Annotated in this window: 15 protein-coding genes; 2 read left to right on the forward strand and 13 right to left on the reverse strand. The window is 61.6% G+C overall.

Annotated features, from left to right (window positions below; translation table 11 throughout):
• Window positions 1–281 precede the first annotated feature (281 nt).
• The 13 genes from QRN20_RS20225 to sctW all read right to left on the reverse strand — a co-directional run bounded on the left by QRN20_RS20225 (window position 282) and on the right by sctW (window position 16669).
• A complete protein-coding gene (locus QRN20_RS20225) occupies window positions 282–899 on the reverse strand; it encodes an aspartyl/asparaginyl beta-hydroxylase domain-containing protein (protein WP_058430538.1) in 618 nt (205 codons plus the stop codon).
• A 96-nt stretch (window positions 900–995) separates the two neighbouring features.
• Window positions 996–6155 (reverse strand): AvrE-family type 3 secretion system effector, encoded by a 5160-nt coding sequence (locus QRN20_RS20230; protein ID WP_122491316.1) that lies wholly within the window; start codon window positions 6153–6155, stop codon window positions 996–998.
• Window positions 6156–6268: 113 nt separating this feature from the next.
• Window positions 6269–7354, reverse strand: coding sequence for a type III secretion system export apparatus subunit SctU (gene sctU / locus QRN20_RS20235; RefSeq protein ID WP_004885165.1), 1086 nt, complete (start codon window positions 7352–7354; stop codon window positions 6269–6271).
• 25 nt (window positions 7355–7379) lie between these two features.
• Window positions 7380–8177, reverse strand: coding sequence for a type III secretion system export apparatus subunit SctT (sctT, locus tag QRN20_RS20240; protein ID WP_004885166.1), 798 nt, complete (start codon window positions 8175–8177; stop codon window positions 7380–7382).
• Window position 8178: 1 nt separating this feature from the next.
• Window positions 8179–8439 carry a type III secretion system export apparatus subunit SctS gene (gene sctS / locus QRN20_RS20245; RefSeq protein WP_004885167.1) on the reverse strand — a complete coding sequence of 87 codons (261 nt, stop codon included), beginning with the start codon at window positions 8437–8439 and terminating at the stop codon, window positions 8179–8181.
• Between the two features lie 14 nt (window positions 8440–8453).
• Window positions 8454–9107: a type III secretion system export apparatus subunit SctR gene (gene sctR / locus QRN20_RS20250; protein ID WP_004885168.1), complete on the reverse strand. Its 654-nt coding sequence runs from the start codon at window positions 9105–9107 to the stop codon at window positions 8454–8456.
• Window positions 9104–10168 (reverse strand): type III secretion system cytoplasmic ring protein SctQ, encoded by a 1065-nt coding sequence (sctQ, locus tag QRN20_RS20255; RefSeq protein WP_122518293.1) that lies wholly within the window; start codon window positions 10166–10168, stop codon window positions 9104–9106. Before sctQ ends, sctR begins: the two co-directional genes overlap by 4 nt.
• Window position 10169: 1 nt before the next feature.
• Window positions 10170–10730 carry a type III secretion system HrpP C-terminal domain-containing protein gene (locus tag QRN20_RS20260; RefSeq protein WP_122414543.1) on the reverse strand — a complete coding sequence of 187 codons (561 nt, stop codon included), beginning with the start codon at window positions 10728–10730 and terminating at the stop codon, window positions 10170–10172.
• A complete protein-coding gene (locus QRN20_RS20265; RefSeq protein ID WP_122413152.1) occupies window positions 10727–11191 on the reverse strand; it encodes a type III secretion protein in 465 nt (154 codons plus the stop codon). The genes QRN20_RS20260 and QRN20_RS20265 overlap by 4 nt, the downstream gene beginning before the upstream one ends.
• Complete coding sequence (locus QRN20_RS20270) at window positions 11178–12533, reverse strand: FliI/YscN family ATPase (RefSeq protein ID WP_122518292.1); 1356 nt, start codon at window positions 12531–12533, stop codon at window positions 11178–11180. The genes QRN20_RS20265 and QRN20_RS20270 overlap by 14 nt, the downstream gene beginning before the upstream one ends.
• Entirely contained in the window at window positions 12533–13462 is a 930-nt protein-coding gene (locus tag QRN20_RS20275) for an FHA domain-containing protein (RefSeq protein ID WP_122518291.1), read from the reverse strand. The genes QRN20_RS20270 and QRN20_RS20275 overlap by 1 nt, the downstream gene beginning before the upstream one ends.
• 10 nt (window positions 13463–13472) lie before the next feature.
• On the reverse strand, window positions 13473–15563 hold the full coding sequence (gene sctV / locus QRN20_RS20280) for a type III secretion system export apparatus subunit SctV (protein ID WP_285361059.1): 2091 nt from the start codon (window positions 15561–15563) through the stop codon (window positions 13473–13475).
• On the reverse strand, window positions 15560–16669 hold the full coding sequence (sctW, locus tag QRN20_RS20285; protein ID WP_029242883.1) for a type III secretion system gatekeeper subunit SctW: 1110 nt from the start codon (window positions 16667–16669) through the stop codon (window positions 15560–15562). Before sctW ends, sctV begins: the two co-directional genes overlap by 4 nt.
• 261 nt (window positions 16670–16930) lie before the next feature.
• Between sctW and QRN20_RS20290 the strand changes: the two genes are divergently transcribed.
• Window positions 16931–17485, forward strand: coding sequence for an RNA polymerase sigma factor (locus QRN20_RS20290; protein ID WP_029242882.1), 555 nt, complete (start codon window positions 16931–16933; stop codon window positions 17483–17485).
• A complete protein-coding gene (locus QRN20_RS20295) occupies window positions 17485–18066 on the forward strand; it encodes a GNAT family N-acetyltransferase (RefSeq protein WP_004885177.1) in 582 nt (193 codons plus the stop codon). The genes QRN20_RS20290 and QRN20_RS20295 overlap by 1 nt, the downstream gene beginning before the upstream one ends.
• Window positions 18067–18135: the final 69 nt, after the last annotated feature.

Raw genomic sequence — 18135 nt, forward strand, 5'->3', positions numbered from 1 at the left:
GAGCGTCACGGGATGCATGCCCACGCGGAGCGATGGGCACGATCAGTGTCGAGGCGGGCTTGTGTATAACGATGAGCGCTGGAGCGTGGGTACGATCGGTATCCGCTACCGCACGCTGATCGTTACCACGCTCCGCGTGGCAACGCCTCTCAAGACGCTCCGCGTCCGCTGTCGAACGTGGCGCAGAGCTTCGTGGGATGCATGCCCACTTCAGAGCGATGGGCACGATCAGTGTTGAGGCAGATTTGTGTATAACGTTAAGCGGTGCTTCGGGAGAGGTGTCAGTGGGTGGCGGGCTTCATGAAGCGCTCTTTTTCGAACTCCATGTAGATGATCGTTCGCGGGACCGGCGTTGCGTTGACCGCGAAGTGATCCAGCGCGCCGTCAAAGATCGCGCCTGTTCCCGGTTGCTGGTGATAGAACTCGCCCGCCACATTCAGGTACGAGAAGTTCGCTTCGCCTGCTGCGCTCAGGGTGATGTGCATCTGCAGCAGGCCTTCGTCGGTCAGTTCGGGGTGGCGATGAATGCTCAACAGGCTGTGCGGTGCCAGACGGGCCAGCGCCAGCACCTTGATGCCCTTGAGCGGTGCGAACAGCGCCAGGGTGCGCGGCAGGGTCGCCTGGGCCGGGCCTATGGGCGTGTCCCTGAACAGCAGCGCGTATTGCGTCCAGTCCCGGTTGCCGCCTTCTGCCCCCCAACCCTTGAGCCAGCCGTAATCACCCCCTTGCTGCAGGTGTTCGCTGATTTCGGTGTGGACCTGCTGATGGGACTTGTCGGTACGATCAATGTCGAGCAACGGCGCGTCCATTGCGGCGACCTCTTGCTGAATCACGGAGCAATTGGCAACCAGATGAGCGAGTGCGGGAAAGTCGTCGAGCGAATAAAAGGCCGTGGTCATTTTCGGTATTCCTTGAGAACGCTAAAAAGAGCTCGTGGTGCAGTCAGCGCTGCACCACGAGCGTATTCAACAGGCACTGGACAAAACGCAGGCGCGTCAGGCCCTGAATTCCATCCCGTCCTTTTTCAAGGCTTGCGCCGTGGCGATAACCTCTTTGGTCGGGCGAGACATCTCACCGTCGACGCTGAAGCTGCTCGGCCTGTTCTGATCTTCCCCGTAGTTGAAGTTGATCTTGGCCAGCGTCTTGTTGACGTTGACTGCCGCCGAGCTGCTGGCGCTCAGCAGAGGCGTCGGGGTCGTGAAACCGTCGGACTGGCCCGCCAGCTTGAACACCGTAATGGCCTTGATCCGTAGGTTGTCGCGGTCATTGAGCATGCCGATGATGTCACTCTGGGTGATGCGGCCCTCGCGGGTACCCTTGTCGATTTTTTGCATCATCTCGTCCTTAGGCTCCAGGCGAACCCGTGCCATCGTGCCCGGGCTGGCTTTCATCTGGCCGATCAGCGACTTCAGGTTGGGCTCCTCGGCGATCAGTTTGGCAATGTTCTCGGCGTTGCTCGGCGAGTGCAGACTGCCGAGCATGCTCATGATTTTCGAGGCGACACTTTGCTCATCCAGACGCGAGAGGTTGGTGTAGTTGCTTTCATGACGGGCGTTGTCGAGCACCGAATGTTTATCGACGGCTGCATCGTGTTTGGTTGTTGCGCGGCTCAGGCTCAGTAGCGCAGCTTTTTGCGCACTGTTATTCGGAGAACGGTCCTCGAAGAGCTTGTTGAGGCCATCCAGGTGCGCCTGGATTTTCTCTTTCGGCGTCTTGTTCGCGTATTCGGATTGTTTGGCATCGGCCAGTCGCGTCAGCTCTTTCTGTGCAGGCTTGTCCTTGAAGGCACCGTCCAGCTGCTTGCTCAGCTTCGTCAGCTCAGCGGTCGTCATGGCCACCCCTTCCTTGGTCTGGAACTTGGTGCGTTTGGTGGTCTTTGAATCGATTGACGCAGTGATCGTCGCATTAGGGCCGAATGCAGAGGCCTGTGCGCCCGGTTGTGCCACTGCAGCAGGCGTCGGGGCTGCTGCTGAAGGCTGTGTCGTCGTTGCCGGCTGAGCGGCAGCGGTCTGGTCGGTGTGGCCTAGGTTGATCTGGGCGCGTGCATAGGCGGTGGCGCCGGCGGTGTTGGCAAAACGGACCCGATTGTTGGATTTTTCGTCCAGCAGCCCCTTGTCGTTTTCCTGGGTCGCCGAGTACTTGGTAAATGTGGCCAGGTTCAGGTTTATGTTGGCGCCGATGCCTGCCCGGGCGCCTGCGGTCCATTCTTTTTCATTGGGATCGCTCAGTCCCAGCTCGACGCGAAGCTCGACACCTACGCCCCCGGTCACATCGCCATTGAAGCGCTTCATCGAGTGCGCTTCGTGGGCAGTGCCGTTCTTGAGCACGTCCAGCGCGGTAACCTTGCCGCCAAACAGATCGTCGACAAACTGGTCGATTTTTTCGTCAGGCACGGTGAAGGCTGTGCCACTGCGCGACATACCGGTTCCCTGTAAGGTGCCGTCGCCGCCGAGTCGAAGGGCCATAAAACCCCGTTGATCATTGATGTTGTACTCACCGAAGTTGGGCACCAGTCTCTGACCGCCGCCCACGCCCGCGCTGCCGCTGACACCGCCTTCGTGGAACATGTAGACCGTCACACCCTTGTCACCGCGCTCGGCATTGAACGCGTAGTTGCGTGCCACGCCGACCGACGCGCTGGGCCAGGGTCCTGCACCCAGGTTGGCAAGGCTGAAGAACGGGGTGGTCGCAGTGACACCATAGCTGCGTGACATGGCGATTTCATCGTCAGGGTGCTCAAGGTGTTTGAGCGCGCTTTTCATCTTGTCGGCCAGATCCGCCTGGCTGGTCGCACCCATCGCCGCGCGCATGTTCACACTGGTGGCGTGAGTCGGGTCCTTGAAGCCGTTGAGAAACGACTTGATGCTGTCGTAGCCGTCTTCCAGTTGCTTATGTCCGCTGAAGCCCATTTCGGTCACGACCTTGACGGGGTTGTCGTTGTACTGCTTGTTGAGTGCGTTCAGCTCGGTCTTGAGCGTTTTCACATGGGTGGCGTTATCCACTTCAGGGCTGCGCGTCTCGGCCTTGTCGAGCAGCTTGCCTACCTTGTCCAGTGTCACGACGTCCAGCGCCAGACGCGCCTTGCTCAAGGCGAGCTTGTCACTCTGACTGCGCCGGTGATCGGGAGACGTATCACCGTCCAGGTGCTTGAGCTTCATGCCGTTGTCATTGAGTCGTTTGAGCAGAGCACCGGCCGGGTTTTCGGAGGAGGGGGCAACCTTGCTCAACGCGCCCTGTACATCGGCAGCCAGATCATTCTTGATCGGCTTGGCGTGTTCCGCTTTTGCGATCTGGGCTTGCGTCGGTTTGCGCTCGGGTTTGATGAATTCGCCGTGCAGGTTGAGCACGCCCGTCTTCTGTCCCAATTGCTGCACCACACCGTGGCTGTGGTTCTCCAGGTCATCGCGCAGCGTTTCCAGATCCTCGACCAGCTGTTTGCCTTCCGGGCCCAGATCCAGGCGGGATATACGCTCCTTCAAGGTGTTACCAGGCTGAGGTGCGGGGCTGGAGGAGTTCTTGATCTCGGTCAGTTCCTTGAACACGGGTGCCTCTGCCTGATACACCTCCTGCAGCCCTTCGCGGCCCTTGATCCGATGCTGGATGTGGTAGAACCCGTTCATGATCGGCCGAGGAATATTCAGGTCGGGTTTCACGATGTGAGCCGGAATGAACTCCTTTACGCTCGACTTGTGACTGAGCGAGGTGTCACTGCGACCCGCCAGGGTGCTGCTGATTTTCAACGTGTTGCCTGTGCCGAAAATCTTGACGTTTTTCGAGCCATCATCCAGTCGCCCGAACAGATTGTTCAACCCGTTTTCCGGCTCCTTGCGCGGCTCCATCGGCTGGAACTGCTTGTCCTTGAGGACGAAGGAGCCCTCGTCAGGCGCCCCATCCTTGAGTTTCACACTGACAGTGTTGTTGCCCTCCTTGCGGATACTGTCGACCGGACGATTGCCGGGCGTGTCGATTTTCTGCCATTTCGCGTCAGGCTTGGGGTCCGATTCCGGTGCCTGCCAGTCGTCCTTGGACATGAAGTACAACTCGCCCGTGGTGGTCGTGGCGTGCAGGTTGTGGTTCTCGTCCAGGGTCAGCGAGGCGACTTCGCCGGACAGGTCCTTGCGGGTCAGCTCGGTAGGCTCGCCGGTCTTGTGATGGGCCGTCAGGCGGCCCTGATCATCGACGGCGGCAAACTGCTTGTCGTTGAGCATGGCAAACGCCTTGATGACGCGGTCATCGAGGCCTTCGATGGCATCGCCCATTTCAACTTTGGTCGAGCGGGTCGGCTGGTTGAGGTTGTGGGTGCCGCTCAACGAGGTCTTGGTGTATTCGGGGCTGACCTTCAGTTCGGAGATCTTGCCGTCCTTGAGCACGTAAGCGCTGCTGTTGTTGCCGCGCTGCAACCGGTCGATGTCCTTGACGCCGGTGTCCTTCCAGCCTTCCGTGGTTGCATCCCATTTCTGTACACGGTTGTCTACGATGCCCACCCGACCGTTGCGGTCCAGATCGAACGTGTTTTCCGGGGTCGGCACCTTACCCTCCGGCAGGCCGCGCCTGTTCTCGACGACCACCACATCGGTCAGGTTCCAGCCGTTGCGCAGGCTGGAATTCGCCTCGTCGAGGGTGTGGCTGTGGATGTCGCCGACATCGTTTTTGATCAGCGCGTGCAACTGACCGTTTTCACCGCTCAGGAAGCCTGTGACCTGCTGGCGCTTGCCCAGAGTCGAGTCTTCAGGCTGAAAATTTTTCTCGGGTTGCAGGTGCAGTATGCCGTCTTCGCTTTTCAGGTCCTTTCGCGCGGCGCTGTAGAGCTGGCCTTCGGCGTCGGCCACGAACAGGCGGTCACGGGTCAGGCCGACATGTTTGGCTTCGGATTTGCCATCGTTGAGTTCAAGCGTCAGGTGCTTGTCTGGCACCTTGCCCATTTCGCCCAACTGCAAGGTCTGGGTGTCTTTACCGGCGAGCATCGCCACGGTGCCATCCGGAGAGACCGAATGCGCCGTCAGGCCTTCAAGTTTCATCTCCGGCTTGTTTTTTTCGCTACTGGAGAGGTTGACCAGCGTATCGCCCGTCCGGCCGTAAACCTTGCCATCGCCCTGGGTCGCAAGGTGGCTGAACGTGGTCTCCTTGCTGTCTTCGCTGGGAGACCAGGTCGCGGTTGCCGGATGCAGTTCGTAGAGCTTCTCGTCCTGCAGCCGCAGATGCTTTCCGCTGCTGTCCAGATGGGCACCGCTCAAATGAGCGATGTGGGCGCTGTCCGGCAATGACTGGGCGCCACTGTCGTGGCCGGCGATGCTTGCCGAGTTGTCTTCGCGTTGCAGTTTCAGGCTGTCGGGTTTGCTGCCAGGCGGAACACTCAGCGGTTTGCTGCTGCGAAGCAAGGCCAGAGCAGCGTCGGTCTGGGCTATCTGTACCAGATGACCTTTGGGCTCGAGCAGCACTTGATCGCGGTCACTCGCCGAGTTTGTGGCCAGATAGCTCTTGCCCGGTTGGCCCAGCCGGTCCTTGAGCAGGTTACCCAGTGCGGATGGAATGAAGTGATCGAAATCCGGTCGACCTTTGGCGTCCAGGGAAATGATGTTGATGGAGGGTGTGTTGCGCTCCAGGTTGCCGTTCTCCATACGGAAGGTTCCAGCATTGCCTGCGGCACTGCGGGTCAACTGAGGTCTTGGAGACGCGTCTTGCGTGCTGCCCGAAGCATGGCTCTGTGCCGGTGTGCTGCCGCCTGATCGAGGCGGGCTAGAGGGATGGTCGGAGCGTGCCGGTGAGCTTTCCTGGCTGGGTAGCCAATCCTTGAAAGACAGCTCCCGTTGCAGCGCTGTTGTCGGACGCTCGCTGCTTGTGGAGGACGAACGCGTGACCGGCGGGCGTCGAGCCGAGCTGATATGAGCGATATCGTCGGCGTCCAGTTGCGGCGCGGTCTGCTCGGGCACTGCCGCCGACGTCGAAGCGCCCGGCGTCGAACCGAACGTGCGCGGGGGGATATCGGACTGTTGCGTCACCGGGACTTGTACGGGCTGCTTGCCCAACTGAACGACCGACACTGAGGCGCGCTGGGTCGGCGGCTCGGGGCGCTGCTCCAGCCCGTGTGGATTGTGACCCTGGGAGGTTGTGCCCTGAACCTGTCCGGTCATGGGCGCGTTGTTGATTGGAAGCATCGAGGTTCTCCAATGTCATGGCTGGCCAGGACAACCTCGCGATGGATGTCCGGGCTGTAAAAGGAAGGATTCCTTTGCCTGAGTGGAGTGCGCGCCGAACTGGTTCCGCGTCCTCAGTAATGCGGCATTTCGATCACATCGCCCTTGAGTTGCTCGTCCATTTCCCGCAGCAGGCGGTACACCTGAGCCACTGCCTGCAGGGTGGCGCGCGGGATGAACTGGCCGACGTTCTCGCGGTACAGCGTTCGCGCCAGCCAGACAAAACGCACCACCGGCACACCGGCCTCGCGGGCGCGCTCGATCAGTTCGCGGGCTTCGGCATCGCGGCCCTTGCAGATGATGCGTGGCAGCGGCGTCTGATCCGGACGGTAGAACAGGGCCACGGCAAAGTGCGTCGGGTTGACCAGCAACATGTCGGCATCCTCCACCGGTGCCCTGGCGGGTGCTGCGCTGCCGGGCTGGTCAGTGATTTCACGGGCCAGCGCCTTGCGATGGGATTTCATGTGCGGGTCGCCTTCGGACTCCTTGTATTCCTTGCGGATGTCCTCGTGGCTCATTCGCTGGCCCTTGACGAAGAAGTACTTCTGCAGTGCGAAGTCCAATCCTGCCAGCACCAGCAGCAACCCCAGGCAGGTCCGCGACAGGTGAGTGAACAGCTCGACCAGCGCCATCCAGTAACTGTCCAGGTCGGTGCGGGCAAGACCGATCAGATCGCCCAGCGCCGGAGGCAGCAGCACGTAGAGCACGCAGGTGATCATCACGGCCTTGCACAGGCTGTTGAACAGGTTGAACAGCTGCCTGGAGGAGAACATCTGCTTGAACTGGTTGATCGGGTTCAGGCGCTCGAAATCCAGCTTCAGCGAGTCGGTTGCGAACAGGGGGCCGAACTGCACCCAGCCGCCCGCCAGTCGCATGGCGGCGGCAATCCCCAGCACCGGCAGCATGAACAGCAACAGCTCCCAGCCCGCCTTGGTCAGCACTTCGCCAAGCGCCGCATTGAACGGCCGGTCCAGCTCGGTCAGGGGCAGGGCGATCAAGGCCTTGAGGCGCGACATGCCGCCATCCACCAGCCCCAGAATCATCTCCATCAGCGCCGCGAAAATGAACAGCTTGGGTACATCCTGGCTTTGTCCGACCTGACCCTTCTTGCGCGCGTCGTCGAGCTTTTTCTGGGTGGGTTCTTCGGTTTTTTCGCTCATGGCTCAAGGTCCGGCAGGCAGGGCTTCAGGGGGTGTGCAGCATCAGCGGCAGCAGATGCCGCAAGTCGCTCAGATCGGCCAGGCGGCCTTCGCCGAGCAGCGTCAGCATGGGCATGTACAGCACCAGAAAAAACAGACCGGCCAGGCTCTTGGCAGGCATTGCCAGGGTCGACACCTGAAGCTGCGGGCTGTACAGGCTGAGAATCGCCATGCCGAATTCGATCATCAGCAGCAGACCCACCAGCGGCGCGGCATACAGCACCATGAAGCGGAAGGTACTGGCCACCAGCTTGAGGTACACCTCGAAACCGGCTGCTCCGGTCACCGGCACCCATTGCGTGGCAGGCCATACGAGGTAGCTGTCCCACATGATCTGCGTCAGGCTTGCATAGCCACCGCCGAGGATCATCAGCAGGATCAGCACCTGCTTGAGCATGTGGCCCAGTTCCGATGTGTTGTCGCCCAATGCCGGGTTGATCTGCCCGCCGACCAGCGCACCGCGCTGGTTGTCGAACAGGCAGCCGATCGATTCGAACAGCCAGAACGGCATGGCCAGCAACAGGCCCAGCAGCAGGCCGATTACGCTTTCCTTGAGCAGCAGGGCGCAGAGATCCAGCCAGTCGAGCTCATGCCCGGTCAATCCCATGCGAATGGCAGGCATCGGAATCAGCGCCAGTGCCAGCACGATGGCGTGGCGCAGCATGCCTTTGAGCTCGGTGAACGCAAACGCCGGAATCAGAAACAGACAGGGGTACAGACGCGCCATGCCGATGGTCAGTGCAATGATCGTTTCACTGAGTTCCTTGAACGCGGGCTCGAACATGTCAGGCCCTCGTCTGGCTGATCATGCTGAATGACAGATAGGCCAGTTGCATCAACTCGATGCCGATCCAGCGCCCGGTCAGCGCCAGCGCCAGCCCGACGGCGACCAGCTTGATGGCGAACGGCAGGGTCTGATCCTGCAACTGCATCACCGCCTGGAGCAGCGAGGTGATGACGCCGACCACGACGGCCACGATCAGCGGCGGCGCAGACAGCACCACGACCAGCATCATCGCCTGCTTGAACAGCGTCAGGGTTTCCATAGTGCCTCGCGCGATCACATGTAGCTGTAGAAGAGTCCGTCGAGCAGGCGCGTCCAGCCATCCACCAGCACGAACAGCAGAATTTTCAACGGCAGCGAAATGGTCATGGGGGCAACCATCTGCATGCCCAGCGCCAGCAGAATGTTCGAGACAATCAGGTCGATGACGATGAACGGGATGTAGATCAGAAAGCCGATCTGGAAACCGGCCTGCAGCTCGGACAGCACAAAGGCCGGGACCACGAGCAGAAGGTCGTCGCGGCTGGCCTTGTCGGCCATTTCCTTGGGCCACATGCGCTGGGTGTTTTCCAGCAGGTGGGTCTGGATGTCAGGGTCCAGATTGCGCGTCATGAAGGTGCGCAAGGGCTCCACCACATGCTTGCCGGCGCTTTCCATGGCCGCGAACGTGTCCAGGTGCTCGGGCAGCTTTTTGACCCGGTCACCCATTTCACTGAACACCGGCGCCATGATGAACAGCGTGGCGGCCAGAGCGATGCCGTACAGGGCCATGTTGGGCGGCGCCTGCTGGACGCCGATGGCGTTGCGCGTGATCAGCAGCACCATGGCGATTTTCAGGAACGCGGTGCAGATGATCATCAGCAGGGGCGCCAGTGACAGGGCACCGAGAAACAGCGCCAGCGTCAGTGGATTGGCATCCTGCAGGTTCACCGCAGCGCTTCCATGCGGGTGATCTGAAGACCCAGGCGGCCTTCGACGTCGACCAGTTCGCCGTGCGCCAGAACCCGTTCGCCATGGTGAAGCATGGCGTGGCCGGGCGTGCAGCCGTTGAAGGTCAGCACAGAACCCACAGCCAGCGAGCGCAATTGCCCCAGACTCAGGGAGAGGTTGCCGGCCCGCACTGTCAGCGCCATGCTCAGGTCATTGAAGCGCTGCAGGCCGTCTTCGTTGGCGTCGGTGCTGTCTGCTTCCGGGTGGTGCTCGTGCTCGTCGATATCATCCAGGTGCAGCGGATGATCGTCGGCGGCAGAGAAGTGGTCGATCGTGGCGTTCATGGGGATTTGCTCCAGTTCGGTGAGGGTGAAGCACAGTGCGTCGGCGCTGGTCTGGGCCAGACTCAAGCGGCACCCGCCCAGTTGCAGGGTGCCCTGGCCGTCCGGTGTGAACAGCGAGTGATCAGGCAACAGCACATCGCCCGGGCGCAGGCTGGCCAGTTGCGAAGGGCTCAGGTTCAGATGACCCAGCAGCAGCGGTACGCTGATCGGCCATTGCCACGGCATGGCGGCAGATTCGGCCTGCCATTGGCCCCGGTCGAGCAGGTCAAGCAGCGTCGCGGGAGCCGCAGACAGGCGTGCGCTGACCCGCAGGCCGTTGATCCTTGCCTGCAGCAGGCAGTCCAGTCCCTGCGCTGGCGGTGCATCAAGGGGTTGCAGGTCGCCGAACAGGTCCTGCAGTTCCGGGCTCAGGTAGTGGTTGTACAACTGCCAGTACCAATGATGTTCATCGTTGGCCGAATCCGCGTGCGGCATCAGGGCCGGGCAACTGGACAACAGTCCCAGCAGAGCTTCAGCCTCGGTCAGTCGCAAGGCCCCGGCCGCGCTGTCCAGCTGGCTTTCATGGCGTGCCGGGTTCGGTGACGCGCTCAGGCGCAGGTCCAGCCAGCCTTGCTGCTGATCCAGTTCGAACGGCAGGCTCAGGCCGCTGCCGATCCTTTGCCGGGCGCTGGCCTCGGCGTTGCTGATGGCGCGTAAATCAAGTGCATGTGCATTCATGTCACTGGTCTGCCTGTCCGAGGGTGAGGCGTATGCGGCGGCCGAGTCGCTGGCTGAGCCACTCACGGCTAGCCTCGCGATATTCCTGGCAACGCTGCAAGGCAACGTCTCTTGCAAAGCGCAGTGCGATGTCCAGCCCGTCGGCACGCGGCACCACCTGCACGATCACCTTGCCCAGTTCGGGCAGTTCAAAGGTCGCTTCCATGGGCATCTGGTCGTCGGCGTTGAGGTGCTCTTCGATCGGTTCGATCAGCGGGTCCCACAAGGGTGTTACCGGGGAGGGCGGTGTCCCTGCATGTCCGCCCTGTCGCTCACCGTCGCGCCAGGGATCGGGCAGCGTCTGTGGCAGGTCGGCACCGCCCCAGAAACCGATATCGTTCGGCGCGCTCATCATGGCTTCGAACAATTCACCTTCGTGACGGGTTTCGCTGGGTTCATGCTCGCGACGTTCGAAGCGGGTCGTTGGCTGGGCTGTCTCGTTGCCGGAGCTGCCGGTCGGGCGAGGCTTGGGCTCTGGTGGGCGCGGCGGCACCGGTTTGTGAAGGGCAGGCTTTGCGGTCATGACGCCTCCCGCGCCAGATCGACGAGGAAGTCCAGCTTCTCCACATCGCGCTGACGTTTGCGCAATTCGCGCTGGCTGTCTTCGGCCCAGAGCTTTTGCTGCTGATGCTCATGCTGCAGGTCGCTCAGTTGCTTTTCACTGCGTTCGATCTGCCGGATCGCCTGACGCTCGGCGGCCAGCCAATCGTTCATTTCACTGAGCGGCAGTGCGCGGTGCGCATGCCGTTCGCGCTGTTCGATGCGAGAGTGGCGGTGCGCCTCACGCAGCGCCTCAAGCGCGTCAGTCATGCTCAGCAGGCGGGCATGCAGGGCCGCGAGCACCTGACTCTGGCGTCGCCAGGCCTGTTCGGCCAGGGTCAGCCTGTGGCGGCGAATCGGCGCCAGGACGTCCAGCGTTTCGCCAAGGCCATTGAGTTGCGCGTCGTTGGCTGAATCCTGCGAATCATGTTCATCGTGGGACATCGGCAGTTACCTGTATGAGGTGGTCCAGGGTTTCATCGAGCGACACCGGGTCACGCAGCGACTGCTGAAGAAAGCCCATGATCCGGTCACGGGACTGCACGGCAAAATCGGTCAGCGGGTCGTTACCCGGCTGGTACTCGCCCAGCTTGATCAGCATTTCTACCTGCTGATAAGCCGCCATCAGTCTGCGTACCTGTGTGGCACCGTGGACCTGTTCGGTTCCCACCACATTGCTCATGGTCCGGCTGAGACTGGTGAGAATGTCCACCGCCGGGTAGTGGCCGCGCTCGGCCAGCTTGCGCGAAAGCACGATGTGGCCGTCGAGCAGCGAGCGCACTTCGTCGGCGATGGGGTCGTTCATCGAGTCCTGTTCGATCAGGACCGAATACAGCGCCGTGATCGCCGCATCGTGGGTGCGGCCGGCGCGCTCCACCAAGCGTGGCAGCAGGCTGTAGACCGAGGGCGGCAGGCCGCCGCGTCCGGCCGGTTCGCCACTGGCCAGACCGATCTCGCGTTGTGCCCGGGCGAAACGGGTCAGGGAGTCGATGATCAGCAGGGTGGATTTGCCCTGCTGGCGAAAGCCTTCGGCAATCGCCGTGGCAGTGAACGCTGCGCGGGCGCGTTCCATGCTGCTGCGGTCCGAGGTGGAGCACACCAGCACGGTGCGCTGGCGTAGCTCTTCGTCCAGCTCATGGTCGAGGAATTCGCGCAGCTCACGACCCCGTTCACCGATCAGGCCGAACACGATGGCCTCGCACGGCGTGTTACGCGCCATCTCGGCCAGCAGGGTGGTCTTGCCGCATCCGGCACCGGCAAAGATGCCAACACGTTGTCCTTCGCCCAGTGTCAGCAAGCCGTCAATGGAGCGCAGCCCGGTGGACAGTGGTGTATCGATTCTGGGCCGTTCGGTGGCGGGCGGGGCATCGCGGATCACTGGTTGTGCACCCACGGCACCGGACAGGGCAAACGCCGACGGGCCGTCGCCACTGAGCGAACGCCCGAAGCCATCGAGGACTGCGCCCAGCAGAAACTCGCCGACCACCAGACTGTGCGGCTGAAACAGCGGCCTGACCGGTGCGCCGATGGCGATGCCGTCCAGTGGTCCCAGCGCAGCCAGCAAGGTGTGCTGCCGGTCGAAACCGACGATTTCAGCCATCACCTCGCTGCCATCGGCCCGGCTGATTTCACACAGATCGCCGATCCTCGCCCTGGGCATGTAGCTGTTGAGCAGAATGCCGTTGACGCCAGCGATCCGGCCGCGGATCTGCACCGGCGCGCAGTGCGACAAGCGCTCGCTCTGGGCCTGTCGCCAGGCGTCGAGACGTGCCAGCGCTGCGTCCATCACCAGCTCACCTCGACGCGACGCTCGCCTTCGAACACCAGCTTGTGCTCGTTGATGTCCACAAAGCGCACGCCATCGACTTCGTCGCCCAGAAACAACCGTCGGCCATCGCTGGTCAGGATGCTTGCCAGCCGGGTATTGCTGATCTGGATGATGGTGAACGGCAGCTCGGCGGTCGCCGTGGGCAGGGCATTCAGCACCTGGATCGGGCTGCTGTACTGACGCTCGAAACGCAGCAGCATGCGCGAGGTGGACTGCAGCAGATCGTCCTCGTCAAAGTCGCCGTGCAGAAAGAGCTTGCCCTGTTCTTCCGCAACCGTGACCCGCTTTTGCAGCTCGCGCTCGGTGAGCATTTTGAGCAGTACGTTCTTGACCTCGGTGGCGTCCTTGAGCACGACCCGGGACGGTTTCTGCGGCGCGGGTGGCGCCGGGTCTTCTCGCTTGAGCAGCCACATCAAGGCGCCCACGAACACCAGCAATGACGCGACCAGCAGCATCGGGCCCAGCAGCGAGCGTGGCGCTTTGACCGGTTGTGCGTCGCGTTCGGCGCTGAGCATCGCGGGCTGCGGTTCTGCGTCTTCTGTCGCCGGAGACGTTTCTTCGTCGTCTTCGGCGGGCCATTCGGTGTTGGCGCTGATCACCGACAGCCACACGCCGTTGACGGCGAACGGCGTGCCGGGCTCCAGTTGACTGATGGCCTCGACCTTGTGGCCTTCGCTGTCGGTCACCGGCCCCTCACTGCTGGCCAGCGACCAGGTTTCGTCGACCAGTCGCAGCGTGCAGTGCCGGTTCTTGATGCCCGGATCATAGAGTGCAAGGTCTGCACCGCTGGACGAGCCAATGCTCCACTGCTCGCCGTTGAGGGGCAGTGCTGCGCCGCGATGCAGCCCGGTCAGGACCCGCAATTCGTAGAGTTTGTCGGTTTCCATGGGTGCTCCGTCAGGCCATCAGGTCGTAGGTTTCTTGCAGGTCGATCCGCCCCAGCACCTGGACCTGAACCGTGGGGATCAGCTCGGCGAAGGACAGCACGGGAACATGGTGAAACTGGTCGGTCAGCAGGCTGCGCAGAGGGCTGCGCAGGTCCTGCGCCACCAGCAGGACCGGTCGGGGGCTGGCTTGCAGCGGAAAGGCTTCGCGCAGTTGCTCAACCAGCGCGTTGCCCAGCTCCGGTTCCAGGGCAAAGTAGGATTCGTTCTGGGTCTGGCGCAGGGAGTCGCGCAGCAGCACTTCGGTTTCCGGCGTCACCAGCCAGGTGTGCAGGGTGTTCTCCTCACAGTGCTGGTGGCAGATCTGGGCCTTGAGGGCGATGCGCACGTGATCGGTCAGGGCGTTGAGATCACGTTCGTGCTGGCCCTGCTCGATCAGGGTTTCGGCTATTGGCCTGACCGAACGCAAGGACACCAGTTCGGCGGACAGGCGTTGCAGAACGGCGGCGAAACGCGCCAGCGGCAAGGTGCGCTGCAGCTCCTGCGCCAGTTCCGGCTGCTCGCTTTCCAGCCAGCTGAGGATGGCCTTGCTCTCCTGCAGGCCTATGAATTGCGGTCCGGTGGCCTGAAAGGCTCGGCTCATGCGTTCCAGGATCAGTTCCAGCGAAGACACGCCGGCGTGCTCCTCTTCCTTGAGCAACGGATCATCGATGTCCACCCAGACCCAGCGAGTCTCATCGCGTTCGACACGGCCCGGCTCACCGGCGTCCTCATCGATTTCCCGATGATCGACCGCCAGGCGCGCGTTGGTGAAGGTGGCGCGAATGAACGGCACTTCGTAGACGCAGAAGCGGAATTCATCGGGTTCGAAGTGATCGGCGAACTCCATGTCGAACGAGGGCAGCGTCAGGCCGAAGTTGTGCACCAGCGTGTTGCGACGCTGGCGAATGCCCTGTATCAGCCTGTCGAGCTCCGCCGTGCCCTGATGGCTGGAATGGCATTGCAGCAGGTAGGCCCGTGACGGATTGAAACGGCGAATGTCTTCGCGCCCGTTCAGTTCCGGCGCGCCTTTGCTGGCTGCGCCGATGCTGTCCTGATGCAGCTCTTTCTGGCGGATGCGCCAGAGCTGGATCAGGCCGCTGAACAGGCACAGCAGGGCGATACAGGCAAAAACCAGCGTCGGCATGCCTGGAATCAGCCCGAACCCCATCATGCCGATGGATGAAAAGACCCATGCCTTGGGCTGGCTGGTGAGCTGCTCGGCAATTTCATGACCGATGTTGGCGTCGGCCGTCTGGCTGTCGGGCGCTACGCGGGTAATGATCATGCCCGCTGTCAGCGAGATCAGCAGGGCCGGAATCTGTGCAATCAGACCGTCGCCGATGGTCAGCACCGAATACAGGTGCATCGCGTCACCGGCCTCCATGCCGTTCTGCAGCACGCCGATCGAGAAGCCGCCGATCAGGTTGATGAACACGATGACCAGACCGGCAATAGCGTCGCCCTTGACGAACTTCATCGCGCCGTCCATGGCACCGAACAGTTGGCTTTCCTTGGACAACTGTTCACGTCGGTGCCGGGCTTCGCGCACGTTGATCAGGTTGGCCCGCAGGTCGCTGTCGATGGACATCTGTTTGCCCGGCATGGCGTCCAGCGTGAAGCGCGCAGCCACCTCGGCCACCCGTTCCGAGCCCTTGGTGATGACCAGAAAGTTGACGATGGTCAGAATCAGAAAGATCACCAGACCGACCGCCAGGTTGCCGCCCACCACGAAGCTGCCGAAGGCTTCGACGATGTGTCCGGCGTCCTGTTGCAGCAGGATCAGACGGGTCGTGGCGATCGACAGCGAAAGACGAAACATCGTGGTCAGCAGCAGCACTGCCGGAAAGGTCGAGAAGGCCAGCGGACGCGGCAGGTACATGGCCAGCACGATCAGCAACGACGAAATGCAGATGTTCAGTGCGATCAGCACGTCCACCAGCCAGGTCGGCAGGGGCAGAATCATCATGAAGACGATGGCCATGACCATCACTGCGCCGACGATTTCAGTGCGGCCCATCACCGCCAGTGCCATGCGGTTGAGCAGGTGAATAATGCCGTTCATCCTGACACTCTCCCGACATCGTCCATGCCCAGCGCCTTGCGTTCGTGGCGCGCCATTTCATCCATCAGGCCCTGCAGCAGACGCAGCCCGTTCTGCCGGGTCTTGAGGTCTTTCCACAGTGTTAGCGGCAGGTTTTGCAGCAATGGGTACAAGCCGTTGAAGAACAGCGGCTGCAGCGTAGGCGTGCGGCCGATGGTTTCCTCGGCCAGCAGCGTCAGGTCGCGGGCGAAGAAACCGTTGCCGCAGAAACGCAGCACCCGCTTGCTCATGGCCAGCGGGGTCATGTTGCTGTCGGGCGCCTTGTGCGCCAGACGCTGCAACAGCGCCAGACATGTCTTGATCAGGTTGTTCAACTGACCGCTGGCGCCCAGCCCGCGCAGCATGGCGCGCAATGCGGCGCCGGGTATCGACGGGGCGAGGGCGGCGATGTCATCGGCCAGCGCCCTTTGCAGGGTGCGCAGGCCGCGTGCGAACTGATCCTCGTTGAAGCGCTCCAGCAGCGACTCCAGCAGGCTGGCCAGCGGTTGCTGACCGACGATGGCCTTGTAATACAACAGGCGCATGGCGCTGCGTTGCTGGGGATCGCTGCTGAACAGGGCGATGGCGCTGGCGGTGTTAAGGCCCGCACGGATCTTGTCGCCGTGGCTCAGGCGCAGTTCGTCGATCAGCGCCATGGCCTGATCGTGAGTGTCCTCCTTGCCTTCGGTGGCGGACATGCGCACCACCTGTTGCAACAGCAAGTCGGCCCGCGTCGGGTCACCGCCGGCCTGGGCAAGCACGTCCTTGAGCGAACCCTGCTGCTGCAACTGACCCTGCAGACGCCTGGCCTGTTGTTCCAGGCTGGGCTGGTCGGCGTTGTCGAGCAGGCGGTAGAGCTCGGCGAGTTTTTCGACCCGCTCGACCCGCTGAGAACTCGTGCTTTCACGCACATGCCGCTCATCGAGCCCCTTGCTGTGGCGTTCCACGCTTTCGCTGAATTTCATCGCCACTTCTTCCATTGAGTCCTGCAAAGGATTTTTCGGAACCAGCGATTTGGTTTCAGGCACCGGCGGGCGCGGGATCAGGTCAGGCTCGGGGCGGATGTCGATATAGGAATTGATCTTCATGGGCAGCGCAATCGCCTCGGAACAGGTGTGTCCTGAGTGGCGATTGCGGGCAACTGGTTCCTGCGCAGCGGAACCGTAAAAAGTTGTGCAACAACTGGCACAGCATTTATGTCGGGAATGCCATATCTGGCACAAAACGGGGTTTTCGCCGAGATAAAAACGTTATTTATCAATAATTTAAAAATACTAAAAGGTTGGTACGTTCGCTGCTCTCCCTTAGTGGCCATTGGTGGCATCACAACTGCGTATCAGGAGATAAACGTGGAAGGGAAAGACATTCAGCGAGACGGAACTGTTATTGGAGTAATTGCGCTGGATCTGGGTGGGCTCGCGAGGACAAGCGAGAAGAAACTCAGGGGATTCATCGGCAAACGCGTGTTCAATCAGGCCGACGTGGATGACCTGATGCAGATGACGTATCTGGAAGCCTGGCGCAATCAGCACAAGTTCATGGGCACCTCACGACCTGAAACCTGGCTGTTCGGCATTGCAGCGAACCTGGTCAGGAACCACTTCAAGACGTTCTACAACCAGCCTCAGCGCATGGAACTGACCGATACCGAAATGGAGAGTTTCGAGCACGGTCATGACCCGAGCATGCTGAGCGACCATCAACGCACATTGGGACGAACCCTGGCGGCCATCGAGGAGCTGTCGGTGGACATGCGCGCGGTACTGGACCTGGTCGTCGATGCCGACGTCAGTTATCAGGACGCAGCAAGGCACCTGGCCGTCCCGATCGGCACCATTCGCTCGCGCCTGGCGCGTGCCCGGGGACAGCTCAAGTCCAGCGTGTATTCCAAGGAGGTTCACTGATGAACAGTTTTGTCGACCGGCACTCACTGCAACGCCTGCCACGCGGCATTCGTGAATCGACCGACGATGATCTGCCGGCAATGATGAGTATCTTCAACGAGACCGCGGCCAGCGGTGCCAATTCTCCCGTAACCCGGCCCATGACGTACGAAGAGGTGAAGTTCTACGTCAATCTCTACAAGCGCGATGGCCTGCCGGTGTATGTCTATGAACGGCGGGGTGAAGTGCTGGGCTGGCTGTCGATCAACCGGTTCAGTTGGGGGACGCAGGCGTGTTTTCAGACCGGCGAGACCGCGATCTACGTGCGCGGCGATCACTATGGCAGTGGCATCGGTGTGGTGCTGGGCAAAGCGACCGTGCTGCTGGGGCGACAGGTGGGGCTTGAGAATCTGGTGGCGTGGATCATGGCAGCCAACCTGCCGAGTCAGAAGATCGTGACGGCCATTGGTGCGCACCTGTGGGCGCGCCTGCCGAACATCGCCCGTTTCGGCGAGCAGCGTGCGGACGTGCTGCTGTTCGGGCTGCCCCTGACCGGATCGCACAATGTGCCGGTACAGGTTCACGTTTCGGAGGCTGTCTGATCCGCTGAGCGACGCAAGGGTCTGCACCGCTGATGGTCGGCGTGCAGACCCCGCATGAAAAAGAACGGC

This window comes from Pseudomonas sp. fls2-241-TYG-175 (genome assembly GCF_030209155.1).
Lineage (GTDB): Bacteria > Pseudomonadota > Gammaproteobacteria > Pseudomonadales > Pseudomonadaceae > Aquipseudomonas > Aquipseudomonas viridiflava.